Genomic DNA, 25,650 nt, shown 5'->3' with positions numbered 1-25,650 from the left:
TCACCTCTCCTTCTGCAGTACGGACAGCGCGGCGATGAGTTCGGCCTGTGGCTCGGCGTGCACGTCGAGCGCGTCGAGGGGGGCGAGACGGCGCTCGCGTTCGATGTGCAGTGTCGTGTCGACGTACTCGGAGAGCAGCCGTCCGCCCCGGTCGCGCAGTCTGAGGGCGCCGTGCGCGCCGATCCGCTCGGCGAGCCCCTCTCCGGCGGCCCGCGCCCGCCGGCCACCCAGCAGCGCCGTGGCGACGAGGGCGGCCACCACCTCGGCGTCCGGCGCGAGGCTCTTGTCGAGGTTGCGGACCTCTTCCTCGGCGTACTCCTCGAGGACGCGCCGCCAGCGTCGCGCGGCCATCCCGATCCGGTGTTCGGCGCTCTCCAGCGTGGGATCACGGTCCGTCAGCTCCGGGGCACCCGAGGCGGGCTCGCGCCGCCAGGCCTCGTCGACGCGCTCGTCCGCGGCCGTGACGGCGCACAGCAGGAGCGAGCCGAGGCTTTCGACGAGCGCGTCGAGCAGTTCGCCGGCGGTGCAGTCCAGCGGATAGGCGCGCCATCGCTTCAGCGCGTCACCCGCGAGCACGGCCCCGGCCTGCAAACGCCCCTTCACGCGCGCGTACTCGCTGTCGTACGCCCCGTCGACGGCCGCGGTGAGGCGCAGCGCGGCGGCGTACTGTGCGGCCGCCGCGCCGGCCAGCTCGGGCATGCGCGACTTGAGCGAGTCGAGGACTCCGTACGCCGTACGGGCCATGGCCTGCTGCCGGGCGGCGGGGTCCTGCACCTGCTGGATGAGCCAGGTCCGCAGGGTCGCCACCGCGGTGGCCGGAAGAAGCCCCCCGCCCCACGCGGACTCGGGCAGCTCGGGCACGGTGAACCGGGGGACGTCGCCGAGCCCGGCCTTGGCGAGCAGGGCCCCGTACTGCCGCGAGACCTCGGACACCACCTGATGGGGCACCCGGTCGAGAACGGTGACCAGGGTCGCCTTGTTCTCCTTGGCGGTACGCAGCAGATACCACGGCACCGCGTCGGCGTAGCGGGCGGCCGTGGTGACCATGATCCAGATGTCCGCGGCGCAGATCAGCTCGGCGGCGAGGACACGGTTGTCGGCGACGAGGGAGTCGACGTCGGGCGCGTCGAGGAGGGCGAGCCCGGGCGGCAGCGTCTCGGCGGTCTCGATACGCAGCGTCCGCTCCCCCCGTTCGACCAGGGCGTGCAGATCGTCCCCGGGTTCCTGATGGGGCACCCACACGCGCGTGAGGTCGGGCAGTACGCGCATCCCGCTGAACCAGTGATGGTCCTCCGGATGGCATACGAGCACCGGCGTACGGGTGGTCGGCCGCAGCACGCCCGCCTCGCTGACCCTGCGCCCGACGAGGGAGTTGACGAGGGTCGACTTGCCGGCCCCGGTGGATCCCCCGATGACGGCCAGCAACGGCGCTTCGGGGTCCCTCAACCGGGGCACCAAGTAGTCGTCGAGCTGCGCGAGAAGCTCGTCGCGGTTGGCACGCGCGCGTGGAGCCCCCGCCAGGGGCAGCGGAAAGCTTGCGGCGGCGACACGGTCGCGCAGGGCGGAGAGTGCGTCGAGCAGCTGAGGCCGTACGTCCAAGGTCACCACATGCGAAGAATGCCCAATTTTGGAGGCTTTCTGAAGCATATAGACATGTCTGCGCGCCGACAGGACACAGGGGACGGAAGGGACGACTGGGGCGCAGGCATAACGAGTGCACAACACCCGGTGCGCCAGACGCCAAAAGCGGTGCACGATTCGTACCTGCCTGCGATTATCAGGACCGCTTCACTGAACCTCCACATCGAGCCACGGAGGGGAAGCGCCAGGGACAAGGACCCGGGAGCCCTATCCTTGTCCCGGCAAGGTCGCGGATCCCGCCCACACCCGGGCACCAGGACAGAGGCCACCACACCCGGCCCCCGTAGCTCAGTGGATAGAGCAGGCGCCTTCTAAGCGCTTGGCCGCAGGTTCGAGTCCTGCCGGGGGCGCAAACCCAGCCTCACCAGCGGAAACGCCGATGGGGCTTCTTCGTGTCCGGTTCGCGCAGCGCTGAGACCAAGCGCGTCCTCGATGAACCGGCGTCCGAGCCGGCACCACAGCCGAGAAGCCCCCGACGGTACGCGACCGCCAGGGGCTTCCCCGTGCTCGTACGTGCTACGCGTACCGGTAGATCCCGCTGTGATCCTCCAGCTGGTCCGGTGTCACGTCCCACGGCGGCATCCTCTCGTGCCGCGCGACGATGCGGCCACGCTGGGCGTCGCCCCGGGCGGGCTGCTGCTCGGGGAGATAGCGGGCGCCCTGGTGCCTCTGCTGCCAGCGGGACCAGAGGAGGTCGACGAAGGCGTGGTGCATCCAGAAGACGGGGTCGTTGACGGAGGCGCCGCTCACCATGTGGCCGCCGACCCAACGGTGGACCCGGTTGTGGTTGCGCCACGAAGCGGCTCCCCGCCCCGGACCCCACCCCTCCAGCCTGTTGCGGAATCCTTTGGCGGACGTGGAGTTCCACGGGGCCGTGTCGTAGACGGGATCGTCGAGGGCGCCCTGCAGATCCCTGGCCGTCGGCAGCGCGATCGGGTCCCGGGAGCGGCCCAGGTCACGCATGAGGTACTCGGCGTCGGTGATCCCCTCCTTGATGGGCCACCCACCGTGACGGTAGGCGAAGGGGCCGGTGGTGACCTGGCGGTCGGATTGCCGCCCGGTGCCGCCGAGCAGGTCCTCGGTCCACGGTGCGGCCGTCCGGCTGCGGCTGCGCGTCCAGTCCCAGTACGGCATGGTCACCGACTCGTCCACCCGGCGCAGCACCCGCTCCAGGTCCAGCAGAAACATGCGGTGCCAGGGCAGGAAGGAGGGTGCCATGTGGGCGGCGCGCAGGCCGGTCTCGCCGTCGGCAACGTAGTACTTGATGTGCATGCGCACGAACTCGTCGTACTCGCCGCGGCGTTTGACCTCGAGCAGTGCGGCGACGAGCCGACGCCGCTCGGACCGGGTGAGCGTGCTGACGTCCTTACGCGTGTACACCACTGCCATGATCCCTCTCGGCTCCCTTGCGCCCGCCCGGCGTACCGCTGTCGTCCATGTGGCCGCCACCGCCGTGCGGCACGCCCAGCCGTGCGGTGGGGCCGAGTTCGTCGACGGCCGCGCGCGCGGCGGCGAGCACTGTCGGATACGACCGGTAGTGGTCGACCATGGTCATCCAGCTGCCGTCGGCCCGGCGCATCAAGTGCAGCGGCCGCCCGTCCACGGTGACGTGCCACGCGCCGGAGTAGGCGTCCCCGGACCGCTGGGCGTCGTACCTGTCGCCGACGATACGGCGCCCGCGATACGTCTCGTCGAACCGCGCCTCCTCCGGGCCGGCCGACCCCGACGCCGCCAAGACCGGCGCCAGCGTCACTCCGGCCCCCAGCGCGAACAGCACCCGCAGCACCCGCCGCCGTCCCGTGACCTCCGTGGGGCTGACGGCGGGCCGCGGACACATGGAGTCGGCCACAGGGCTCGCGGAGTCGGCCGCTGTGTTCACCGCCCCGGTCACCGCTCCCCCGGACGCGACCTCGGCGACCGCAGGCCCGGCCACGGCTCTCCCGGAGTCAGACCCGGTGAGCGCGGATGACCGAAGGAGGCCGGTCCCTCCGCCGGCGTGGCGCACCGGGCCTTGAGGGGCGGCAGGTCGGCGGCTCGAAAAGGGCACGTTTCGCTGGTGGTTGAGGTCACCGCGGAACTGTATCGACGCACCGGAACATACCCATGCGCTCGTTCACCCGAGCGGACCACCCGCGCCAACACGACCACACGAATGAGGGATTCTCCGACCACCCACAGCCGAACAGACCGAACACCGAACACCGAACACCGAACAGACTGAACCGACCGAGCAGACCGAACAGGCCGAGCAGTCCGGACAGCCCGCACCTCCGGCCTCCGCCCGCCCGGCAGGGCCGCCGACCCATAACTTCCCCTAAATGCAAGTGGAGTTACTGTTTCCCCTCGGCAAGGCCGTGACATCGAAGCGGCCCGCCGGACAAACCGACGGGCCGCCATGAAAAGCCGAGAGCAAGGGCCGATCCCGCATGCGGCGGAATCGACCCCAGTTCGTCCACAGGCTCTTGAGGCGCAAGTCCGGCAGAAAGCCGGAGTGAAAGCCCGGGACGGCCTCCGAGTAAAGGCCTGAGACCGAAGAGCGCCCGAACCGCTCAGCCCAGGGGAAGTCCGCCGATCAGCCGGGCGTTCCCCTGCTGGGTGAGGGAGTCCGCCGCCCCCTTGACCGTGCCGAGCGCGGAACCCTTGTTGTCCGCGTGCAGCGGCGACAGGTTGACGGGGCCCTTGGTGAGCTGGTTCACCGCTCCGGTGAGGCTGGCGGGCGGGACCTCCGTGGCGGCGTGGGCAGCGGCGGGCGCGACCGCACCGGCCAGAACCATGGAACCGGCAACGACGGCGGCAGCCTTCAGAGACTTCATCGTGTTCCTTTCTTCGGCAACTCGGAAGTCACCAGCGGGAATTGCTTCACCGCCCCTAACGAGCCCCGAACGTCGCGGAAACCCCGTACATAGAAAATTCCGGCACGCCGCACGAGGGTTCACCCGAATGAAGGCCGTATCTCATCCGCGTTTCTCATCTTCTTATGAACGCGAGAAAGCGATGCGCCGGACCGGTGCCGAGCAGGTCGGCGGTGACGGTGTTCACGAGCGCGGTCGGCGCCGTGGGCGTCGCGGGCGGTGGGTGACGCCGGTGGTGCCGACCGCAGTTCGGCAGGCCCCTCGGCTGTCACAACAGCCAGGCGGGACACCTGACACGAAATCATCCGCTTTCATTTTACTTGTCGCTCTTGCCCGGTAAATACGGAACAGCGGGATAGAGTGACGCGTTCCCGAATCAACCGAAAAGTTGACGTTTCTCGTGAAAGGCAACGCCGGTCATGCCTCACACCCGGGGTCTTCCACCACGACACGCACTGGGGTCCGCCTGTCCGACGGGCCGTCAGGGCGGGCCGGACGCCTTCCAGGTGGTCCCGCACGGTGGTGACCAGCCGGCCTTCCGGATCGCCGTGCGGCGCCACGTGGCAGCGGGCCGGAGCGCTCTTCGTCGCCGTCGAGGCGAAGCGATGACGCTCGCTCCCACCGCCCCCGGCTCCGCCCGTACGTGAGGGATCCGCGCATGTACCAGCCAGCAACCGCCCCTTCGCCGCGCGTCCTCCACGTCACCCAGCCGGTGGACGGCGGCGTCGCCCGCGTGGTCACCGAGCTGGTGCGTGCGCAGCGTGCGGCCGGTTTCGACGTCACGGTCGCGTGTCCCGGCCACGGCCTCGCCCAGGCAGTACGGGAACTCGGCGCAGGCGTACGGCACTGGTCCGCCACGCGGGCGCCGGGACCGTCGCTCCCCGGTGAGGTGCGCCGGCTCGCTCGCCTCGTCGAGGAGGTCCGGCCCGACGTGCTGCACGCCCACAGCGCCAAGGCCGGTCTCGCCGCCCGGCTGGCGGTACGGGGGCGGATCCCGACGGTGTTCCAGCCGCACGCCTGGTCGTTCGAGGCGGTCGGCGGGGTCACGGCGGCGGTCGCCACGGCGTGGGAGCGGTGGGGGGCGCGGTGGGCCGCCCGCGTGGTGTGCGTCAGCGAGGCGGAGCGCGCGCGAGGCGTACGCGCCGGGGTACGCGCCCACTGGCGGGTGATCCCCAACGGCATCGACCCGGGGCGCTTCCACCCCGCCGCCGTCACCACCGTACGAGCCGCCCTCGCACCGCTCGCCGGCCTCGATCCGGCCGCTCCGCTGGTGGTCTGCGTGGGACGGCTGTGCCGGCAGAAGGGGCAGGACGTGCTGCTCGAGGCGTGGTCCTCGGTGCGGCGGCGGGTGCCCGGGGCCCGGCTGGCGCTCGTCGGGGACGGGCCACAGGAGCGGCCACTGCGTCACCTCGCGCCCGAGGGCGTGCTGTTCGCCGGGGCCGTCGCCGATGCCGTCCCCTGGTACCAGGCCGCCGACCTGGTGGTGCTGCCGTCCCGCTGGGAGGGCATGGCGCTGGCCCCGCTGGAGGCGATGGCGTGCAGGCGTCCCGTGGTGGTCACGGACGTGGCCGGGGCGCGCGAGAGTCTGCCGCCCGGCCACCGGGAGCACTGTCTGGTGCCCGCCGGCCGGCCGGGCCCGCTGGCCGACGCGCTCACCAGGGCGCTGCTCGATCCGCTGCTGCGCGAATCGCTCGGCCACCAGGGGCGCCGCCACGTACTGACCGCGCACGACGTGCGGCACTCGGCCGAGGCGGTCGCGGCCCTCTACCGCGAACTCCTCGGCACCGGGCGCACTTCGGCCGACCCCGCGGAACACGCCGAGTGCGCCGACCCCGCGGAACACACCCAGTGCGCCGACCTCGCGGAACACACCGAGTGCAGGGAGTCCATCCGCTCGTGACCGCCGAACGTACCCTTCCTCCCCCAGGCGGCCAGCCACCGGTACACGGATTCCCGCCCGTCTCGGTCATCCCCCCGCGCGATGCCACGGCCGGCTTCCGGTTCCCCGCCGGGCAGCGGACCGCGGCGCGGCGCCCCCATGGGCTGCCCCTGCTCGCCGCGGACGCGGCCGCCGCGCTCACCGCCGCCCTGGCGCTCCCCCACCCCCTGCTGACCGTTCCCCCCCTGCTGCTCGCCGTCCTCTGTCTGAACGCGCGGGCGGCGCTGTACCGCCCCACCGCCGTGCCCGCCGTCCTGGACGAACTCCCCGCCGTCTGCGCCCGGATCGCGGTGGGCTGGTGCGCGCTCGCGGCTCTGGTCGCGGCGCTCTCCCCGGCCCACATCCTGTCCGCCGGCACGCTGCTGACCGGCTGCGTCCTCCAGGCGGCGGCGAGCTGCGCGGGCCGCGGCACGCTGCACTGGCGCCGCCGCCGGACGCTGGTCCGTCACCCCGCCGCGGCCCTCGTCGTCGGCCCGGCCGCCACCGCCCGGCGCGTGGCCGCCGCCTTTCTGCGCCGCCCCGGATGCGGCCTCAGGCCGGTGGGCATCCTCGCCGACGACGCGGCCGGCGGCGAGGGGCTGCCGGAGCTCAGCACGGGCGAGGAGGCGCAGCGGGCCGTCATCCAGAACGGCGTGCGGGCCGTGCTCATCGTGGGCCCGGTCGGCGAACACGGCCCACTGCTGCGGGCGTTGGCCGAGTCGGGCTGCGCGCTGTGGGAGGTCGACGCGGACGTACCGGCGTACGACCGGGCGGGGAGAGCCGCGTACGAAGGGGCCGGGCGCACGACCCGCGACCGGGCCCCGGGCGAGCGGATCGCCGGCTTCCGCTGCCGCCGCCTGGATGTCCGCCGACACCTCGGCAGTCCCGCCAAGCGCGCCTTCGACGTCCTGGTCTCCGGGGTCCTGCTCCTTCTCGTCGGCCCGGCGCTGCTGGCCTGCGCGGTCGTACTGCGGGTCAGCGACGGGCCGAAGGTCGTCTTCCGCCAGGAGCGTGTCGGCAAGGACGGCCGCCCCTTCACGCTGCTGAAGTTCCGTACCCATCGCCCGGCCGACGCGCACGAGGCCGCGACCCGCTGGAGCGTGGCGGACGAGCGGAACATGAGCCGCTTCTGCCGCTTCCTGCGCCGCACCTCGCTCGACGAGCTTCTCCAGCTGTGGAACGTCCTGCGGGGCGACATGAGCCTGGTCGGGCCGCGCCCCGAGCGCCCGTACTTCGTCGCCAAGTTCAGCCAGCTCCACCCCGGCTACGCCGCCCGCCACCGTATGCGGACCGGCGTCACCGGGCTCGCCCAGATCCATGGGCTGCGCGGCGACACGTCCATCGAGGACCGCGCCCGCTTCGACAACGCCTACATCGACGACTGGTCCCTGTGGCAGGACATCTGCGTCCTGCTGCGCACGGCCGCCGCGCTGGTCCGCGCGACGGGGAGCTGAACGCCGGTGAGCCACGCATGCGCCCCGCCCGCCGCGCGCGGGCTGACGCCCGTCCTGCCGGTGGTGGCGGTGGTCGCCCTGCTCGCGCTGCCCGTCGCGCCGGGGGGCGAGGGCGGGGCGACCCTCGCCGACGCCGCGTCCGGTGTCGTCGTGCTGTGCTGCGCGGTACGTCTGCTGCGGCATCGGCGGCGCCCCCTGTCGCGTACCGCCGCCGTGGTGCTGGGCCTGCCCGTGGTCGGGTTCGCGGTGGCGGCGACGGGGGCCGCGACGCCGGGCGCGGCGGTCGCCGGCTTCGGGCGCTATCTGCAGATCTTCGTACTCGTCCCGGCCGCCGTGCTGCTGCTCGTCCGCGACCGGCGCGACCTGCGGCTGCTGGTCTGGTCGATGGTGGGGCTCGCGGTGTGGCAGGGGGCCCTGGGGGTGCACCAGTACGCGACCGGGACCGGCGCCTCGTACACGGGCCGGGACATCCGCGCCGTCGGCACCTTCGGGCCGGGCGACATCATGGGGATGGCGACCGTCGTCTCCTTCGGGCTGGTGTGCGCGGTGGGGCTGGCGCTGGGACCCGCGTCGGCACGGCAGAGGGTGTGGGCCGGGGTGTGCGCGCTGCTGCTGGTGATGCCGCTGGCGGTGTCCTTCAGCCGGGGCGCGTGGATCGCGACGGCCCTCGCCTGCGGGGCGCAACTGGTACTGGCGGGCCTGCGCCGGGCGGTCAGGGCGGGCGCGGTGGTGGCCGCCGTCGCCGTGATCCTCGTCGGCGGGTTCGGTGTCGGCTCCACGCTGCTGGAGCAGCGGCTCAGCAGCATCGGGCAGGTCGCCGACGCACCCGACCAGTCGGTCACCGACCGGTACACGATGTGGGCGGCGGCCACCGACATGTGGCGCGAGCGGCCGCTGACGGGCATCGGCCTCAAGGGCTTCCCCGACCACCGCGACGGGCACGCCTCGCTGGCACTGTCGTCGGGCAGCGACACCGAGGGCGCGAACGCGGCGTACCGGAGGCAGCCGCTGCTGTCACCGCACAACATGTATCTGCTGGTGCTCAGCGAGCAGGGGCTCATCGGGCTGCTGACGCTGGCGGGGAGCTGGCTCGCGCTGCTGGTGCTGGGGCTGCGGAGGCTGGTCCGCGCCCGCGGGGCGAACGACCCCGGCCTCGACTGCGCGCTCATCGCCTGCGGCCTGCTGGTCTGGCAGCTGATCGACTTCGTGTACGCCGACATCGGCGGTCCCTCGACCGTTCTCAGCGCCGTCTGCTTCGGACTGACGGCGTGGTGGGCACTGGCGAGTCCCGGTCCGGCTGTCGCCGAGGCGGCGCCGGCGTACCCCGGTACGGCTGTCGCCGAGGAGGCCGCCGCACGATGACGGTCACCCCTCCGCAGGCGGGGGACGCCACGATTCCCCCGGCGCGCCTCGGCGCGGACCGCCCGGACCCCGGCAGCGCCAGGGCCGTCTCACAGGGCTTCCTCGCCAGGGCCGCGCTCGTCACCGTCGGCCTCTCCCTGGCCGGTGCCCTGCTGGGCCTCGGCCGGGACCAGGTGCTGGCGCGCCTCTTCGGGGCCGGGAGCGAGACGGACGCCTTCCTGGTCGCCTGGACCGTACCGGAGTTCGCGGCGACGCTGCTGATCGAGGACGGGCTGGCCTTCGCGCTCGTCCCCGCGTTCAGCGCGGCCGTGGCCCGCCGCCGTACCCACGGCGATACGGGCGACCCGGTGCGCGCCCTGGTCCGCAGCACCCTGCCCCGCCTGTCACTGGCGTTCGCCGTCGCGTCGGCGCTGTTCGTCTTCGGGGCGCCGTACCTGGTCGAGGCGCTGGCGCCGGGGCTCCACAACCCGGGGTTCGCGGTGGACTGCACCCGGCTGACCGGCACCTGTGTCCTGACCTTCGGGCTCGCCGGATATTGCAGCGCGGCCCTGCGCGGGCACCGCCGGTTCGTCGCGCCCGCGGCCATCTACGTCGCGTACAACACCGCCATCATCACGGCGATGTTCGCCCTCGGCGCGCGCTGGGGCGTACGGGCGGCCGCGGTCGGTGTCGCGGTGGGCGGGGCCCTCATGGTCGTCACCCAACTGCCCTCTCTGCTGAGGCAGTTGCACCGCAGGCAGACGGCGCCCGCGACAGACAGGGCGGATCCGACGGACAAGACGGACGCCGCGGACACGGCAGTCACGGCAGACCCGGCAGACCCGGCGGACACGACAGTCACGGCAGACCCGGCGGACACGGCAGACGCGGCAGCCCCGGCGAAGGACCGGCGCACCATGAACCTCACCCTCATCGTCACCGTCCTGCTCTTCGCCCTGTGCCGCCAGTCCCAGGTCCTCGTCGAGCGGTTCCTGGCCTCCACGCTCCCCGCCGGCGCCATCTCGCATCTGAACTACGCCCAGAAGGTCGCCCAGATGCCGATGGTGCTCTCCCTGATGCTGTGCACGGTCACTTTTCCGGTCGTGGCGCAGGCGCTGGCCGAGGGCGACACCGAGCGGGCACGCGACCGCGTCGAGTGCGACCTCCGGGTGGTGTCGTGCGTCGTACTGCTCGGCACGGCGGCCATCGTCGCGTGTGCCCCGCAGCTCGTCCACCTCCTCTTCCAGCGGGGCGCGTTCACCGCGCGGGACACCGCGGCCACCGCCGCCGTGATGCGGGTGTACGCGCTCGGGCTGCTCGGCCAGGCACTGGTGGGCGCGCTCGTCCGCTCGTACTTCTCGGCGGGGCGGCCCACCTGGTACCCCATGGCCGCCATGACCGCCGGCATCGTCGCCACGTCGTGGCTCGGCGCGTGGGCGGTCGGCTCGTTCGGCGTGCTGGGGATCGCCGCGGCCAACGCGGCCGGCATCACCCTCACCGCACTGATCCTGCTGTACGGCATGGGGGCGCGCAGCGTGCCGATCCGTACCCGGCGGGTGCTGGCCGAGATGAGCAAGCCGCTGCGCGCGGCGGTGGTCGCCTGTGTCGTGGGCGGGTTCTGCGCGAGCCGTATCGACTCCCCCGCCCTCGGGCTCGCGGCCGGCGGCACGGCCGTGACCGTCGTCTTCCTCCTGCTCGCCCGGGTCCTGGGCGTGCAGGACCTCGCACCCGCACTCCGTACCGTCACCCGAAGGCTGCCGTATGCCCGTATCCGCTGACCCCGCACCGTCCGCCGGCCCGGCGCCCGACCCGACCCGGCGCAGACCCGGCCCACCCCCGTGGGTGGCGATGTACCACTCCGTGGGTGACTGCTCCTACGACCCGTACCGCGTCACCGTCTCGCCCCGCCGCCTGGACCGGCAGCTGGGCTGGCTGCGTCGCCGGGGTCTGCGCGGTGTCGGCGTGCGCGAGCTGCTCGCCGCGCGCGCCCGCGGCGCGGGGCAGGACCTGGTGGGGCTCACCTTCGACGACGGGTACGCCGACTTCGTCGCGCACGCCCTGCCGCTGCTGCGCCGCCACGGCTGCGGTGCCACCCTGTTCGTGCTGCCGGGCAGGCTGGACGGGGACAACGCCTGGGACCCGCTCGGCCCGCGCAAGCCGCTGCTGTCGGCGGCGGGCATCCGGCAAGCCGCCGCCGAGGGCGTCGAGATCGGCTCGCACGGCCTCACGCACGTGGACCTGATCCGGGCCGACGACGCGTTGCTCCGCGCCGAGGTGAGCGACAGCAGAGCACTGCTCTCCGAAATGACCGGTGCTCTCGTCGACGGCTTCTGCTACCCGTACGGGAGGGTCGACCGCCGCGCCGTGGACGCCGTACGGGAAGCGGGCTACACGTACGCCTGCGCCACCGGTCCCGGCGACCTGACCGGCCCTCTCGCCCTGCCCCGCGTCCACGTCGGGGAGCACGACACGGCCTGGCGGCTGCATCTCAAGCACCGGCTGCACCAACTGCGCCGGCTGCACCACCGCCCCGCCGAGAGGGTGTGAGCCTCCCGCGATGCCCGAGTTCAAGGCACTGCACATCATCACCGGCCTCGGCGTCGGCGGCGCGGAACAGCAACTCCGGCTGCTGCTGCGCCACCTGCCCGTCGACTGCGACGTCGTGACGCTCACCAACCCCGGCACGGTCGCCGACGGCCTGACGGCGGACGGCGTCCGTGTCGTCCACCTCGGCATGACCGGCAACCGCGACCTGTCCGCGCTGCCACGCCTCGTGCGCCTGATCCGGTCCGGCGGCTACGACCTCGTCCACACCCACCTCTACCGGGCCTGCGTGTACGGCAGGACGGCCGCGCGCCTGGCCGGCGTCCGGGCCGTGGTGGCCACCGAACACTCCCTCGGCGAAACGCAGCTGGAGGGCCGCGCCCTGAGCGCCGGCGTGCGCGCGCTGTACCTGGCCAGCGAGCGGCTGGGCCGCACCACGGTCGCGGTCTCGGGCCCGGTGGCCGACCGGCTCAGGCGCTGGGGCGTACCCGAGCCGCGCATCGAGGTGGTGCCGAACGGCATCGACGTGGCCCGCTTCCGCTTCGACCCGGTCACCCGCGAACGCACCCGCCGCCGGCTCGGGCTGCCGGAGGGCGCGTATGTCGTCGGCGGCATCGGCCGGCTGACCGCGGGCAAGCGGTTCGACGTCCTGATCGGCGCGCTCGCCCACCTCCCCGGTGACTGCTGGCTGCTGCTGGTCGGCGGTGGCCCGGAGGAGAACGTGCTGCGCCGCGCCGCCCAGCGGGCGGGGGTGACCGACCGGGTGCTGTTCACGGGCGAGCGGCCGTACGAGCCCGACGGCACCCCCGTTTCTGATCTGCCGGCGCTGACCTCGGCGATGGACGTGCTCGCCTCGCCGAGCCCGGAGGAGGCCTTCGGCCTCGCTCTCGTGGAGGGCCTGGCGGCGGGGCTGCCGGTGCTGTACGCCTCCTGTCCGGCCATCGAGGACCTGCCGCCGCGTTCCGCCGAGGCCCGCCGGGTGCGGGGTGGTGCCGACGCGTTCGCCCACGCACTGGCGCAGACGCGCGCCCTGGCCGAGGCCCGGAGTTCGTGCCCGCCGAGCCGCACGGTCTCCGTCGCTGCCCGCCACTACTGCATCACCCGCAGCGCCGCACAGCTCATGGACGTGTACGCGGCCGCCGTCTCCTGTTCGTCCCCGTCCCCGTCACCCCTGGGAGTGACCGTCTGATGAACCTCATGACCTCCATGGCCGATTCCGCGACACCCCCGGCCCGGCGGCATCCGGCGCACCGGCGCCTGCGAGCGCTGCCGCCGTGGTCCCTGCTCGCGGCCGGCACTCTCGCCGGAGCCCTCGCCGGGGGCGCGTACGGCGTCCTCACGCCGCCCGCCTACTCGGCCACCGCCTACGTGATCGCCGTACCGACCGCCACATCGGATCCGCAGGCGGCGCTCGGCCTCGCCCAGGCGTACGGCCGGGTCGCCACGCAGCTCGCGGTACTCGGCGACGCCCAGGTGTGGGCGGGCGTGCCGGTGAAGACGCTGAGGGAGAATGTGCAGTCGGCGACCTCGCCGGACGCGCCGATGGTCGCCGTGACGGCCACCTCCGCACGCGCCGATCTCGCCACCGACATGGCCAACGCGGTCTCCCGCTCGCTGATCCGGCACGCCAACGACACCAAGAACGCCACGCACGTCGAACTCCTCCAGTTCTCCCGGGCCGTCAAGCCCGCCAAGCCGTCCTCGGCGTCCCCGGCGCTGACCGGTCTGGTGGGCGCGAGCGCGGGCGGCCTGCTGGGCGGCCTCGCGCTGCTGGTCCGCCCGCGGCGCGCCGCCGACGACGACGCGCGTCCGGCCGCCGTGCCCGGCCCGGCCACCGCCGCCGACGCACACGGCCAGCTGTGAGCGGGGCGCCGCGGGCCGAGGGCGGCACTCTGCGGGCCGAACTGTGCACCGACGAGCGGGAGTTCGCCGCGCTGGGCCCGGCCTGGGGGCGCCTGTACCGCAGGTGCGGTGCGGCGACCCCGTTCCAGAGCCATGCCTGGCTGCACTCCTGGTGGACGTCGTACGGCAGGCCCGGCCGGCTGCGGCTGGTACTGGTGCGCGACGGCGGCGAACTGCGGGCGGTCGCGCCGCTGATGCGGGTTGGGCGTCCGCTGCCCCGGCTCGTCCCGCTGGGCGGGACGATCTCCGACTACGGCGATGTGCTGCTCGACGACGAGCACGCCGACCAGGCGGCGGCCGCGCTCGCCGAGGCACTGTCGAGGGCCGCCCGCACCACACTGATCGACTTCCGGGAGGTCCGGCCGGGCGGCGCGGTCGAGCGCGTCTACGAGTGCTGGCGCGGACCGCGCCGCCGGGCGGGCGACTCGCTCTGCCTCGAACTGCCCGCCCTACCGATGGCGGAGCTCGCGGCCCGGCTGCCCGCGGCGAAGGCCCAGCGGGCGCGGGCCAAGCTGCGCAAACTGACCGCGCTGGGCGTGGAGCGCCGGACCACGGACCCGGACCGGGTGGACGCGGCGCTGCGGCTCCTCCTCGCGCTGCACCGGTTGCAGTGGCAGGGCCGCAGGGTGACGCCGGAGCACCTCCACGAGCGGTTCGCCGCGCATCTGGTGCGCGCGGTCGGCCCGATGGTGCGCTCCGGCGACGCCGTGGTCACCGAGTTCCTGCTGGAAGGCGAGGTGATGGCGGTCGACCTGACGCTGCTGTCGCCGCGTCTTGCGGGCGGCTATCTGTACGGCGCCCATCCGCGGCTGCGCGAGCGGAAGGCGGATGTCGCCGCGATGCTGCTGGACGCCTGCGCGCGGCACACCGCCACCGGTGGGCACGACACGCTCAGCCTGCTGCGCGGCGACGAGCCGTACAAGTACAACTGGCGCCCCGAGCCCGTGGTCAACCAGCGGTTGCTGCTGGCCCGGCGGCGCACCGCCCCGCTGCTGTCGGCGATCGTCTGCGGTGTCGCCGCGCGCAGCCGGGGCAAGGAACTCGTGCGCGGGTGGTGGGAGCGGGGTGGCGGCGGGACCTGAGCCGCCCGCCGCCACCGGCGGCTCGCCGGGTCATGGGGTCACCGGATGCGCGACCACCAGTCGAAGCGGACGCAGAGCTTTCCGCCGAGCAGGTACTCGGCCCAGGTGCCCAGGTCCAGCGGCGAGCATGCCTGGAGAGGCAGGGGCAACGGGGTGGGCTGGGACGTCGACCCCGGGGTGGGCGCCGGCGTCGGCACCGGGGACGTCGGCTCGGGCTCGGTGCGGCCGGAGAGCGCGGACCGGTACTCCTCGGCCGCCTTCGGGTTCTGTCTGCACCGCCACACGCCGTGCGGGCAGTAGTCGGTGAGCGTGTTGTACAGCGGCTTGTGCTCGTCCATCCAGGTCAGCATGCGCCGCATGTACGCCGCGTTGTCGCCATTGCGGAACAGTCCCCATTCCGGGTACGAAATGGGCTTGCCGTGTTCCTTCGCGAAGTCGACGTGTTTCTGTAGCCCGTACGGCTCCGACACCTGCTCGTCGAATGACATTCCCTGCGGCTGGTCGTACGTGTCCATGCCGATGATGTCGACCGTGTCGTCGCCCGGATAACAATCCGTCCAGGGAACGGCGTCGTGCCCGCGGCTCGGCGCGAAGTCGAACCGGAATTTCTGGCCCGGCACCGCGCGCATGGTGGTGACGATTCTGTTCCAGTACGTCTTCCAGGCCTCCGGGTCCGGCCCGCACCGATGGGTGTACGTCGTGCCGTTCATTTCCCAGCCGAGCACGAGGACGGTGTCCGGCACCTTCAAGTCGACCAGCCGCTGGGCCAGTTGGCGGTAGTGCTCGTCGAACTCCCCGGCCGCTCCCTGGCGCAGCAAGGTGCGTACCTCGGTGTAGGAGTGGCTCTCCTCGTTGCGCTCCAGCATGGGCACGTTGAGGACGAGGATCCGGTCGTCCCTCTCCCGACGCCAGTTCGCCCAGGTGTCGAGGAAGCGGGGGGCGCCTTCGATGTTGCTCCAGCGGTCGCCCGGCAGGTAGGTGTGCCCCACGCGCAGCTCGGCGCCGTCCAGCCACCGGCTGAGTTTGGCCATCCGGGTCACGCCTCGGGGGCCGTAGTCGAGGTAGGCGCCGAATGCGGGGGGCGGGGCGGGCGGTTCGGCGGTGGCCGGTGCTGTTGCCGGTGCTGTTGCCAGTGCCGGTGCCGGTAGTGATGCCGACGCTGATGCCGTTGGCACCGCCGTCGCCGCCGCCGTCGCCGCTGTCGTCGGCACCGGCACCGGTACCGGTGACTTGGCGGCCGCTTCCTCCCGGGCGCCCACGGCGTATCCCAGTCCCGGCATCAGGGCGGCCGACGCGGCAATGCCGGCCGCGATGTACACGGGCCATCTTCCGCGGCGCCGTTGCTGTGCGGCCATGACTGATCCTTTATCCACTCATCGGCAGCAGCCTTTACGCGTGTGCGCCGCCTGTTTTTCGTATCCCTCCGACAATCAGTCATATGTATGCCCATCCTGTGAACAGATTCTCTGTCTTTGCATCCCCTGACCACCCGCACGAGTGAGCACTGGGCCGAACGGTCGCTGCTTTTCCCGACCGAATAAGCGGCCGCGAACGCACTCGGGTGCCGGACGCGATTCGTCCGGCACCCGAGGTGAAGCACTGACTACTGACTAACGACGGGACGCGGCTCGGCCTCGTCGGTACAGGATGGCGCCGCCCGTCAGCAGCAGCGCGGCGACACCCGAAGCCGCGAGCATCTGCTCCCCGCTGCCGGTGTCGGGAAGGGAAGGCCGCTCCGCCACGGGCGTGGTGGCCGGTGGCGTCCACGTGTGCGGCTTCGTCGGCGGAGTGGTGGGCGGCGTCGTGGGCTTCGCGGGCTTCGTGGGCTTCGTGGGCGGCTTGTCGCTGTCGTCGTCGTCGCCATAGCCGGCGTCGTCGCCATAGCCGCCGTCGTCGCCGTAACCGGCGTCGCCGCCATTGCCACTGTCGTCGCCGTAGCCGACGTCGCCGCCGCCATTGCCACTGTCGTCGCCGTGAACGCCGTCATCGCCGTAACCACTGTCGTGGCCGGCATCGCCCTGCTCACGGTCGTCGTCCTTGCGGCCGGACTCGTGGGACGAAGCCGACGGCGCCTGCGTCTTCGGAACCCCGCCATTGCCGTTGTCATGGCCGTGAACGGCGTCATGGCCGTGAACGGCGTCATCCCCGTAACCACTGTCCTGGCGGGCAACGCCATGGTCACGGTCGTCGTCACTACGGCCGGAGACATGGGCCGCAGCCGACGGCGTCTTCACCTTCGGAGCCCCACCGGTGCTGCTGGCGTCGCCGTGAACGGCGCCGACGCCGCCGTGCTTACGGCCGGAGTCGCGAGGCGCGGCCGACGCTCCGCCCGACTTCGGCGCCGACGACCCGCCCGACTTCGCAACCCCACCGGTACCGCTGGCGTCGCTGCGAACGGCGTCATCCCCGTAACCACTGTCCTGGCGGGCAACGCCATGGTCACGGACGTCGTCACCACGGCCGGAGACATGGGCCGCGGTCGACGGCGCCTTCGCCTTCGGAGCCCCGCCAGTGCTGCTGGCGTCGCTGCGAACGGCGTCATCGCCGTAGTCGGCGTCATCGCTGTAACCACTGTCGTGGCTGTGGTCGCCGTGCTCGCTGTGGCCACTGCCGTAGGTGTCGTGGGACGCCGTCGACGACGCCTCCGCCGTCGGAACACTGCTGGCGGCGTCGCCGTAATCGGCGTCATCGCTGTAACCACTGTCGTGGCTGTAGTCGCCGTGCTCGCTGTGGCCACTGCCGTAGGTGTCGTGGGACGCCGTCGACGACGCCTCCGCCGTCGGAACACTGCTGGCGGCGTCGCCGTAATCGGCGTCATCGCTGTAACCACTGTCGTGGCTGTAGTCGCCGTGCTCGCTGTGGCCACTGCCGTAGGTGTCGTGGGACGCCGTCGACGACGCCTCCGCCGTCGGAACACTGCTGGCGGCGTCGCCGTAATCGGCGTCATCGCCGTAATCACTGTCGTGGCCGTAGCCGCCGTGCTCGCGGTCGTCGTCACTACGGTCGGAGCCGTGGGAAGCTCCGGGAACGTCCGGAGCCTGGACGGCGTCACCCGACAGGGCGCCGTGCGATCCCCCGGTGGTCCCCTCGGAGTGCGGGTCCGCGAACGCCGGGATGGCGTACAGGGACAGGATGCTCGTCGCGGCGGCGGCCACGACCATTCCCTTGCTCAGGTTCTTGCGCAATCTCGTCGTCTTCCTGCTCGAATAAGTGGGAAAAGCCGGCCCCGGACCGAAGGAACAGGCCGTTGCACACCGCGATCTGATGGGAGCAGCGACTGCGCGAGTCCTGCTCGCGAGCTGCACCCCGCATCGCGGCTCGACTGGTCGCACCGCATCATCGACGCCAGTCGCGTACGAGCCCTGAGATCGTGTCCTGCATGGTGAGGCATGGGTTCGGATCCGCGCACACAGGAAGCGAGAGGGCTGACTCTCTCGTCAGCTCTTTCCCCTCTTCCTACGGCTGTGACCCGAGACAGCTTCCCGCCTCCCGTGGTTTCGCCTCCGCTTGATCTTCTGGCTAGTCCAGTGATGGGATCCGGTGAAGTGCCAGTACCGACAATCCGAACATCGGTAGATACGGTCCGGGATTCTCTCTAACAGCGGCTGTTTGATCAGCCAGATCCTCGCCTCGGATTCAGTACGGAAAGATGCTTTCCCTGTCTCCGGACAACGCGGCAAGATGATCGTATCACTCATATTCCCTCCGAGGCGCGATTCGACTCACATTCCTCTTCACTAGAAGGAGGGAATCAATACTGCAACAGCAGGAAAGCCCGCATCAACCAAGTGCCATTCTTGCGGATGAATGGCCATCGAAATTCATCCGCATGGCCCTGTATGGCAACTGAAAGTAAATTGAGCTGATCGGATGATATTGCACCGGGCAAGCGGGTACGGGCTGCTCCGTTCGGCGCGACGGGGAGTCATTGTGACTCGCGTGGCGGGCTGGAGTCGATCAGCGGCGCAGCGATGGCCTACGTACAAGCGGTCATCGGAGGGGGCTGGAGCAGCAGAAAAAACGTTACTTCAAAGGACCCGAAAAAGGGTCAGCGGCCAATAGAAGGATGGCCGCTGTCAGTATTGGATTAACCCTGCGCATACATGAAAGGATCCGGCTCTATTCGGCGCCCCGCCGGCCGGTCCGGACAAGGTGCGCTCTGCCGCAGACTTCGCGGAGACCGTGATTCCCTGAGACGCCGGGTCGCGCGACACACCTGCCGGGCACAGGGGACTGGCCCGCGTTCACATCAACAGGACGCGTCCCCTGAACCGACTGCCGGGCGATCACCCGTTCACTGGCGTGGACCGATTTGCGAGCAGAAATTGCCGATATTCGTGATGTTGTCGCCCAACACGGTGATCGGCGCATTGATCGTGATCAGGGAGGCGTTGAATGCCTGTTCACACTGCAGAAGCTGCGTGTTGTCGACGGCGGCGTGCGGGTCGCCACCGCGGTCGTCGGCCTGGACTGTCCCGGCACCCGTCAGACCGATGCCGCTGACAGCGGCGGTCACCAGCATGACTTTCTTGAACCTGTGCATATACATCTCCATGTGTTGACTCAGGGCAACTACGAAACGCAAAAGGGGACGTCGAGCTGTTGTCGCCTCGACATCCCGTGTGCCATGAAAGCTTCCCCCTCCGCCCTGCTGCCCCGAGTCGGCAGTCGATCGGGGCGCCCGACGCGCCGAGGGCCGAGGAGCGGTCTCGCACCGGAGGTGCGAGACCCGGCTCTTCACAGCGCCCCGGAATCAGTCCTCGACGGGACCGACCACCGTGCAGAAGTTGCCGATGTTCTGGCTGTTGCCATCGGTGGACGCGAGCTGAACGGGCGCGAACGCCAGGCCACCCTCGAACTCCTGGTGGCAGTTCACGGTCTGCAGGTTGTCAATGCTGACGCCGGCCGGGTCGTCGTACAGGGGGCCATCACACGCGTGGGCGACCCCGCCACCGAGAGCCATGCCACCGACCATGACCGCTACGGCCGCGACCTTCTTGAACTTGCTCATCACTTCTCCGATTTCTTCGCGCACCCGGGCCCCTTACGGACCGTGCCCGGACGATTACAGAAGATAACACGCAGCACACTTAACGCCGAATTTCCCGATACTCCATATTGAGTAGTAATTCATACTCATATCCGTCTTTCCCATCGGCTCGCCGAACTGCGCCGCAATAGCGGGCGACCGTTCGGGGGAGAGTCGGGCCCGTGAGAACCAAGGGATGGAGGACCGGCCGAGGAGCGGGTCCCGCACGGAGGTGCGAGACCCGGCTCTTCACGGCGCCCCGGAATCAGTCCTCGACGGGACCGACCACCGTGCAGAAGTTGCCGATGTTCTGGTGGTTGTCACCGAGGGCAGCCGCCCCCTGGACGGGCGCAAAGAGGGCGCCACCCGCGAACTCCTGGTCGCAGTTCACGGGCTGCAGGTTGCCGATGATGACGCCGGACGGGTCGTCGTACAGGGGGCCATCGCCGGCGTGGGCGACCCCGCCACCGAGAGCCATGCCACCGACCATGACCGCTACGGCCGCGACCTTCTTGAGCTTGCTCATCACTTCTCCGTTTTCCTTCGCGCGCCCGGATCCCTTACGGACCGTGCTCGGACAGTTACAGACGATAACATGCAGCACACTTAACGCTGCATTTCTTGATACTCCATATTGAGTAATGACTCATGCCCATATGCGCTTTCCCCCATCGGGCTCACCGAACTGCGTCGCGATAGCGAGCGACCATTTGGGTGAGAGCCGGGCCCGCGGAAAGTGCGGGGTGGAGGGCTGGCCGACGAGCCGACGTCATGGAAATCCAAGGACGGCTCCCTGAGGGGCGCGAGACCCGCGCCTCAGAAGGGGAGAGCCGGCACTGGGCCTTGAATCGGGGCGCCCGATGCGCCAAGGGGCGAGGAGCGGATGTCGGGCCTCGCACCAAAAGCACGAGACCCGGCATTTCGCAACGCCCCGGAATCAGTCGTTCCTGGGCCCGATCACCGTGCAGAAGTTGCCGATGTTCTGGCTGTTGGAGCCGGCGAGGGCCGCACCCTGAATGGGCGCGAAGGCGAGGCCACCCTCGAACTCCTGGTTGCAGTTCACGGTCTGCAGATTGGGGATGATGATGTCAGCCGGGTCGTCGTACCCGTGGCCGCCGGCTGCGTTGGCGACCCCGCCACCGAGAGCCATGCCGCCCACCATGACCGCTACGGCCGCGACCTTCTTGAACTTGCTCATTACTTCTCCGTTTTCTTCGCGTGCCCGGAACCATTACGGACCGTGCTCGGACAGTCACAGACGTTAACACAGGGCTCACTTAACGCTGCATTTCCGGCACATCCATTTGAGTGAGTGTTTGTGTCTATATATGCTTTTTAATCCAAATGACTTCTCAGGCTGCGCCGTAATAGTGAGTGACCATTCGGAGCGGAGCCGGGACCGCGAGAACCAGCGTCGCGATGGCCGTACAGGCCGCACAACGCAAGCTGGTCTCGCACCCCAAGGTGCGAGACCAGCTCTTCCCAGCACCCTGGAATCAGTCCTCGACGGGACCGACCACCGTGCAGAAGTTGCCGATGTTCTGGGAGTTGCCCTCGGTGGACGCGAGCTGAACGGGCGCGAACGCGAGGCCACCCTCGAAGTCCTGGTGGCAGTTCACAGGCTGCAGGTTGCCGATGATGACGTCAGCCGGGTCGTCGTACCCGTGGCCGCCGGCTGCGTTGGCGACCCCGCCACCGAGAGCCATGCCACCGACCATGACCGCTACGGCCGCGACCTTCTTGAGCTTGCTCATCACTTCTCCGATTTCTTCGCGCGCCCGGATCCCTTACGGACCGTGCTCGGACAGTCACAGACGATAACACAGGGCTCACTTACCACTTCATTCCCGGCAGATCGGGCTGAGTGCGACTAAATGTTTTATATGCCCTTTAGTCATACCGGAGGCGCGGACCGCACTGCGGCAGGCGGCGACTGTTGCGGGCAGCCCTCGGGAGGCCAGTGACCGTGGGCAGGCCGGCGCAGAAGAGGCCAGGCAGCAAGGCCCGATGGGAGGAGTGGCCGACCGAGCGCCCGGCCTCGTCACGGAGGTGGGGCCGGCGCTCGGCCGGTGGCCGCGGCATGGTCGGCGTACGGGCACCGGCCGGACGCGCTGCGTGGGAAGCCGGTCCGCTGCGTGCCGTGCGGGGTCTCCGCTCCGGCACGGCACACAACCCGTCAGCAGCAGACCGTCCGCCGCGGTGAGCGCCCGCGGCGCGCTACGAAGCCGCCGTCTTCGGCGTCGCTCCCTCGTCCGTGCGGGCCGCGGCGGGAACGTGCGCTACGGAGCGTTGGGGATGGGTCTCGAAGAGGGCGCGGGCAAGGCTCGTCGAGACCGGTGGGTGATCCTCCGTCGACCTACGACACCACGTCCTTGCGGGCGAAACCCCGGAAGGCCAGCGCGAACAGCACCAGGGCGTACGTCAGGGAGATCGCCGTGCCCTGGATCATGCCGCTCCACTCCAGTTGCGGCTGTACGGCGTCGGCCCAGGCGAACTGCCAGTGCGCGGGCAGGAAGTCGCGCCAGTCGCCGAGGGCGGTGACCGCGTCCAGCACGTTCCCCACGATGGTCAGGCCGACCGCGCCGCCGACCGCGCCCAGCGGGGCGTCGGTCTTGGTCGACAGCCAGAACGCCAGCCCCGCGGTGACCAGTTGGGACGCGAAGATGTACGCCACCACGACGAGCAGACGCTGGGCCGCCGTGCCCGCGGGCAGGGTGCCGCCGGTGGGAATCTCCAGCGGGCCCCACCCGTACGCGGCCGTGCCCACCGCCAGCGCCACGACCGGCAGCAGCACCATCGCCGCAAGGCTCATCCCGAGCGCGACGACGAGCTTGGACCACAGGAGCCGGGCCCGGGGCACCGGGGCCGCCAGCAGATAGCGCAGCGACGACCAGCTCGCCTCGGAGGCGATCGTGTCACCGCAGAACAGCGCGACCGGGATCACCAGGAGGAAGCCCGCGGACACGAACAGGTTCACCGCGGCGAAGTTCCCGCCGGACGCGGTGGCCGTGTCCATCAGCGTCACCCGCCCGTTGCGTGCGCCGGGTTCGCCGCCGATCGCGAAGGCGGCGACCAGCACGAACGGCAGCACGGCGAGGATCGCGCCCATGACGAGAGTGCGGCGCCGCTTCAGCTGCCGGACGAACTCGACCCGCAGCGGCAGCGTCCGCCGCGCGCGGTATCCGTCGGCCGTCTCGGTCCGCTCGACGAGCGTGCTCATGCGGCACCTCCGATCAGGGTGAGGAAGGCGTCTTCAAGCCGGCGGTGCGGTCCCACCGACTCCACGGGCACTTCGAGCCGTACGAGCTCCACGACCAGCCGCCCGGCGCTGCCGTCGGTGTCGAGGCGGACGAGAAGTCCCTCGTCCGTGCGGACCGCCGAGGCCACCCCGGGCAGCGCGCCCACCTTCTCGACGACGGGCTCGTCCACCGGCGTGCCCGTGCCCACGAGCAGGGTGTCGCCGGAACCGACGATCTCGTGCACCGGGCCCGCCTGGACGAGGCGGCCGCGGTCCATGACCACCAGATGCGTGCAGGACTGCTCGACCTCCGCCAGCAGGTGGCTGGAGACGATCACCGTGCGGCCGGCCGCCGCGTACCGGATCATCACCTCGCGCATCTCGCGGATCTGCGGCGGGTCGAGGCCGTTGGTCGGTTCGTCGAGGATGAGCAGGTCCGGCAGGCCCAGCATGGCCTGGGCGATGGCGAGACGCTGGCGCATGCCCTGGGAGTACGTGCGCACCGCGCGGGCCAGCGCGTCGCCCAGGCCCGCGATCTGCAACGCCTCGTCCAGGTGGGCGTCCTCGGACGGGCGGCCGGTCGCCTGCCAGTACAGCTCCAGGTTCTCGCGGCCCGACAGATGCGGCAGGAAACCCGCACCCTCGACGAAGGAGCCCACCCGGGACAGCACCGGCGCGCCCGGCCGGATCGCGTGCCCGAAGACGTGGATCTCGCCGGCGTCCGGCTTGATCAGGCCCATGAGCATGCGGAGGGTGGTGGTCTTGCCCGCGCCGTTCGGTCCGAGCAGGCCCAGCACCTGGCCCTTCTCCACCCGGAACGACAGGTCCCGTACCGCATACCGGTCCGCGGACTTCGCGTACCGCTTGCTCAGGTCCGTGATCTCCAAGGGGACTTCGGCGAGTGCGGGATCGGGTGCCGGGGTCGCCGTACGACGACGGCCCGACAGCAGCAGGGCCAGCGCCACGACCACTCCGGCCAGGGGCAGCCACCACACCCAGGCGGGCAGCGGCGCGGCCGCGGTCGTCACGCCGGGCGCGGTCGGCACCAACAGGTCGCCCTTCAGGGACACCGTGTACGTCGCCGGTGCCGTCGGTGACGCGTAGCCGAGGTCCGTGGAGGCCAGGACGAGGCGCAGCCGGTGCCCGCTCCGCACCTCGTGGTCGATGGCGGGCAGGCTCAGGGTGACGTCCTTGCCCTCCTTGGCGCCCTCGACCCGGATCGGGGTGACCAGTTGCGACGGCAGCACCTTCTGGGTGCCGCCCGGGCCGACGTCGTACACCTTTCCGAACAGGACGGTGTCCTCGCTGGTCGACTTCACGTGCACCGTCGCGGTCGGCGATCCGCTGATCCGCAGGTCGCGGGTGACGGGTGCCGAGTCGAACCGCGCGAACTGCCCGGGGAAGTCGAGTGACGCTCCGATGCCGAGGGACGACAGCTGGGAGAGGCCTCCGGAGCCGCCCAGGCCGGGGAGGGCGGAGAGCGCGGGCGGGTTCGCCCCCGCCGGGTTGGCGAAGTTCTGCTCGCGGCCGCTCAGCGCGATCGTCCGCCGCCCGCTCCGAAGGCCGGGGTACGTCTCCCCGCTCGCGCCCCGCAGCTGGGCCGTTCCGTCGGTCGAGTTGACGCCGCCGGTGCGCGTGACCCGGAAGGCCGGGCCGGTGTCGACGCCCTTCTCGTCCTTCAGATAGCGGTCGAACCATGCCCCGACGCGGGCCTGGACACGGTTCGTCTCCATGTTGCCGCCGTCGTGGCCCCCGGCGATCCAGTCGACGTCCACGGGCGCGCCGTTGGCGCGGATCGCCCTGGCCGCGGCGTCCGCCTGGCCGAGGGAGAAGAGGGAGTCGGACTGGCCCTGCACGAGCAGGGTGGGCACCTTGATGCGCTTGCCGACGGCGGACGGCGAGCGGACGTCGAGCAGTGCGCGCGCCTGCGCGTCCGGCTTCCCGGACTCGGCGACCCGGTTGTACATCGCGCAGAGCTGCGCCTCGAACTTGTCGCAGCCGCCGCCGGAGTTGATGAAGAGGCCGGCCCACAGCTTCTTGAACACGCCGTTCGGGAACAGAGCGTCCGCCATGTTCCAGTACGTGATCGCCGGGGCGATGGCGTCCACCCGGTCGTCGTACCCCGCGGCCAGCAGCGAGACCGCGCCGCCGTACGAGTCGCCTGCTGCGCCGACGCGCGGGTCACCGCTCTTGTCGAGCTGGACCTCGGGCCGCCGGGCCAGCCAGTCGATGAGCTTCGACACATCGGCGACCTCGGCCTTGGGGTCGTTCAGCCCGATCTTGCCCGTGGAGCCGCCGAAGCCTCGCGCCGACCAGGTCAGCACCGCGTATCCGTCGCGGGCGAGCTTCTGCGCCTGGTCCCGCACATCGGCCTTGCTGCCGCCGAAGCCGTGCGCGAGGAGGACGGCGGGGCGGCGGCCGGAGCCCGCGGTGAAGTACGACGTGTTGATCTTCACCCCGTCGCCCATCGCCATGGCTCTGTCGGTGCGGTGCACGGGTGGCGCCTCGTCCGAGGCGACGGCCGTCCACGTACCGGCACCGGCCAGCACGACGACGGCGGCCACCGCGGCCACCAGTCGGCGCGGCCTGCGGAATGCGGGCAGTCGAAGATCCATGCGTCAACCGTACGGGCCGCCACCGACAAGCGAT

Annotated in this window: 21 protein-coding genes and 1 tRNA gene; 9 read left to right on the top strand and 13 right to left on the bottom strand. The window is 71.1% G+C overall.

Going from position 1 to position 25,650, the window contains the following annotated elements; genetic code table 11:
* Complete coding sequence (locus tag GTY58_RS28035; RefSeq protein WP_037651453.1) at nt 1-1,608, bottom strand: dynamin family protein; 1,608 nt, start codon at nt 1,606-1,608, stop codon at nt 1-3.
* 310 nt (nt 1,609-1,918) lie between these two features.
* Between GTY58_RS28035 and GTY58_RS28030 the strand changes: the two genes are divergently transcribed.
* Nucleotides 1,919-1,991, top strand: a tRNA-Arg gene (locus GTY58_RS28030).
* A gap of 166 nt (nt 1,992-2,157) precedes the next feature.
* Here GTY58_RS28030 and GTY58_RS28025 read toward each other — a convergent pair.
* The 3 genes from GTY58_RS28025 to GTY58_RS28015 form a co-directional block, all read right to left on the bottom strand.
* The gene (locus GTY58_RS28025; RefSeq protein WP_037651451.1) at nt 2,158-3,024 is read right to left on the bottom strand and encodes a tyrosinase family protein; all 867 of its coding nucleotides are present in this window, start codon (nt 3,022-3,024) and stop codon (nt 2,158-2,160) included.
* Nucleotides 3,008-3,478: a tyrosinase family oxidase copper chaperone gene (locus tag GTY58_RS28020; protein ID WP_078234534.1), complete on the bottom strand. Its 471-nt coding sequence runs from the start codon at nt 3,476-3,478 to the stop codon at nt 3,008-3,010. Before GTY58_RS28020 ends, GTY58_RS28025 begins: the two co-directional genes overlap by 17 nt.
* 712 nt (nt 3,479-4,190) lie before the next feature.
* Nucleotides 4,191-4,454 carry a hypothetical protein gene (locus GTY58_RS28015; RefSeq protein ID WP_010986763.1) on the bottom strand — a complete coding sequence of 88 codons (264 nt, stop codon included), beginning with the start codon at nt 4,452-4,454 and terminating at the stop codon, nt 4,191-4,193.
* Nucleotides 4,455-5,151: 697 nt separating this feature from the next.
* Between GTY58_RS28015 and GTY58_RS28010 the strand changes: the two genes are divergently transcribed.
* Genes GTY58_RS28010 through GTY58_RS27975 form a run of 8 tightly spaced genes read left to right on the top strand, consistent with a single transcriptional unit; the run spans nt 5,152 to nt 14,734 of the window.
* Nucleotides 5,152-6,393 (top strand): glycosyltransferase, encoded by a 1,242-nt coding sequence (locus GTY58_RS28010; RefSeq protein ID WP_010986762.1) that lies wholly within the window; start codon nt 5,152-5,154, stop codon nt 6,391-6,393.
* Nucleotides 6,390-7,865, top strand: a complete 1,476-nt coding sequence (locus GTY58_RS28005) for an exopolysaccharide biosynthesis polyprenyl glycosylphosphotransferase (protein WP_010986761.1) — start codon at nt 6,390-6,392, stop codon at nt 7,863-7,865. The genes GTY58_RS28010 and GTY58_RS28005 overlap by 4 nt, the downstream gene beginning before the upstream one ends.
* 6 nt (nt 7,866-7,871) lie before the next feature.
* On the top strand, nt 7,872-9,227 hold the full coding sequence (locus GTY58_RS28000) for an O-antigen ligase family protein (RefSeq protein WP_010986760.1): 1,356 nt from the start codon (nt 7,872-7,874) through the stop codon (nt 9,225-9,227).
* On the top strand, nt 9,224-10,984 hold the full coding sequence (locus GTY58_RS27995) for a lipid II flippase MurJ (RefSeq protein WP_010986759.1): 1,761 nt from the start codon (nt 9,224-9,226) through the stop codon (nt 10,982-10,984). Before GTY58_RS28000 ends, GTY58_RS27995 begins: the two co-directional genes overlap by 4 nt.
* A complete protein-coding gene (locus GTY58_RS27990; protein WP_042493648.1) occupies nt 10,968-11,753 on the top strand; it encodes a polysaccharide deacetylase family protein in 786 nt (261 codons plus the stop codon). The genes GTY58_RS27995 and GTY58_RS27990 overlap by 17 nt, the downstream gene beginning before the upstream one ends.
* A 10-nt stretch (nt 11,754-11,763) precedes the next feature.
* Nucleotides 11,764-12,939 (top strand): glycosyltransferase, encoded by a 1,176-nt coding sequence (locus GTY58_RS27985; protein WP_010986757.1) that lies wholly within the window; start codon nt 11,764-11,766, stop codon nt 12,937-12,939.
* Nucleotides 12,940-12,947: 8 nt separating this feature from the next.
* A complete protein-coding gene (locus tag GTY58_RS27980; RefSeq protein ID WP_237529562.1) occupies nt 12,948-13,613 on the top strand; it encodes a lipopolysaccharide biosynthesis protein in 666 nt (221 codons plus the stop codon).
* Nucleotides 13,610-14,734 carry a GNAT family N-acetyltransferase gene (locus GTY58_RS27975; RefSeq protein WP_010986755.1) on the top strand — a complete coding sequence of 375 codons (1,125 nt, stop codon included), beginning with the start codon at nt 13,610-13,612 and terminating at the stop codon, nt 14,732-14,734. The genes GTY58_RS27980 and GTY58_RS27975 overlap by 4 nt, the downstream gene beginning before the upstream one ends.
* A gap of 38 nt (nt 14,735-14,772) precedes the next feature.
* Here the strand turns inward: GTY58_RS27975 and GTY58_RS27970 are convergent, their stop codons facing one another.
* From GTY58_RS27970 to GTY58_RS27930, 9 genes are all read right to left on the bottom strand, one after another.
* Nucleotides 14,773-16,089 (bottom strand): glycosyl hydrolase, encoded by a 1,317-nt coding sequence (locus GTY58_RS27970; RefSeq protein ID WP_037651449.1) that lies wholly within the window; start codon nt 16,087-16,089, stop codon nt 14,773-14,775.
* Between the two features lie 255 nt (nt 16,090-16,344).
* Entirely contained in the window at nt 16,345-17,919 is a 1,575-nt protein-coding gene (locus GTY58_RS40935) for an LPXTG cell wall anchor domain-containing protein (protein WP_042493644.1), read from the bottom strand.
* A 1,109-nt stretch (nt 17,920-19,028) separates the two neighbouring features.
* Entirely contained in the window at nt 19,029-19,277 is a 249-nt protein-coding gene (locus GTY58_RS27960) for a hypothetical protein (RefSeq protein ID WP_037649816.1), read from the bottom strand.
* A 210-nt stretch (nt 19,278-19,487) separates the two neighbouring features.
* Complete coding sequence (locus GTY58_RS27955) at nt 19,488-19,745, bottom strand: hypothetical protein (protein ID WP_042493636.1); 258 nt, start codon at nt 19,743-19,745, stop codon at nt 19,488-19,490.
* Between the two features lie 283 nt (nt 19,746-20,028).
* The gene (locus GTY58_RS27950; protein WP_063774004.1) at nt 20,029-20,289 is read right to left on the bottom strand and encodes a hypothetical protein; all 261 of its coding nucleotides are present in this window, start codon (nt 20,287-20,289) and stop codon (nt 20,029-20,031) included.
* A 411-nt stretch (nt 20,290-20,700) separates the two neighbouring features.
* Nucleotides 20,701-20,961, bottom strand: coding sequence for a hypothetical protein (locus tag GTY58_RS27945; RefSeq protein WP_010986750.1), 261 nt, complete (start codon nt 20,959-20,961; stop codon nt 20,701-20,703).
* A gap of 298 nt (nt 20,962-21,259) precedes the next feature.
* The gene (locus tag GTY58_RS27940; RefSeq protein WP_042493633.1) at nt 21,260-21,517 is read right to left on the bottom strand and encodes a hypothetical protein; all 258 of its coding nucleotides are present in this window, start codon (nt 21,515-21,517) and stop codon (nt 21,260-21,262) included.
* A gap of 602 nt (nt 21,518-22,119) precedes the next feature.
* The gene (locus GTY58_RS27935) at nt 22,120-22,983 is read right to left on the bottom strand and encodes an ABC transporter permease (protein WP_010986748.1); all 864 of its coding nucleotides are present in this window, start codon (nt 22,981-22,983) and stop codon (nt 22,120-22,122) included.
* On the bottom strand, nt 22,980-25,616 hold the full coding sequence (locus tag GTY58_RS27930; RefSeq protein WP_037649818.1) for an alpha/beta fold hydrolase: 2,637 nt from the start codon (nt 25,614-25,616) through the stop codon (nt 22,980-22,982). The genes GTY58_RS27935 and GTY58_RS27930 overlap by 4 nt, the downstream gene beginning before the upstream one ends.
* Nucleotides 25,617-25,650 lie beyond the last annotated feature (34 nt).

It is taken from the genome of Streptomyces sp. SID5469, assembly GCF_009862865.1.
GTDB classification, from domain to species: domain Bacteria; phylum Actinomycetota; class Actinomycetes; order Streptomycetales; family Streptomycetaceae; genus Streptomyces; species Streptomyces avermitilis.
This window is presented reverse-complemented; position numbering and strand designations above follow the sequence as displayed.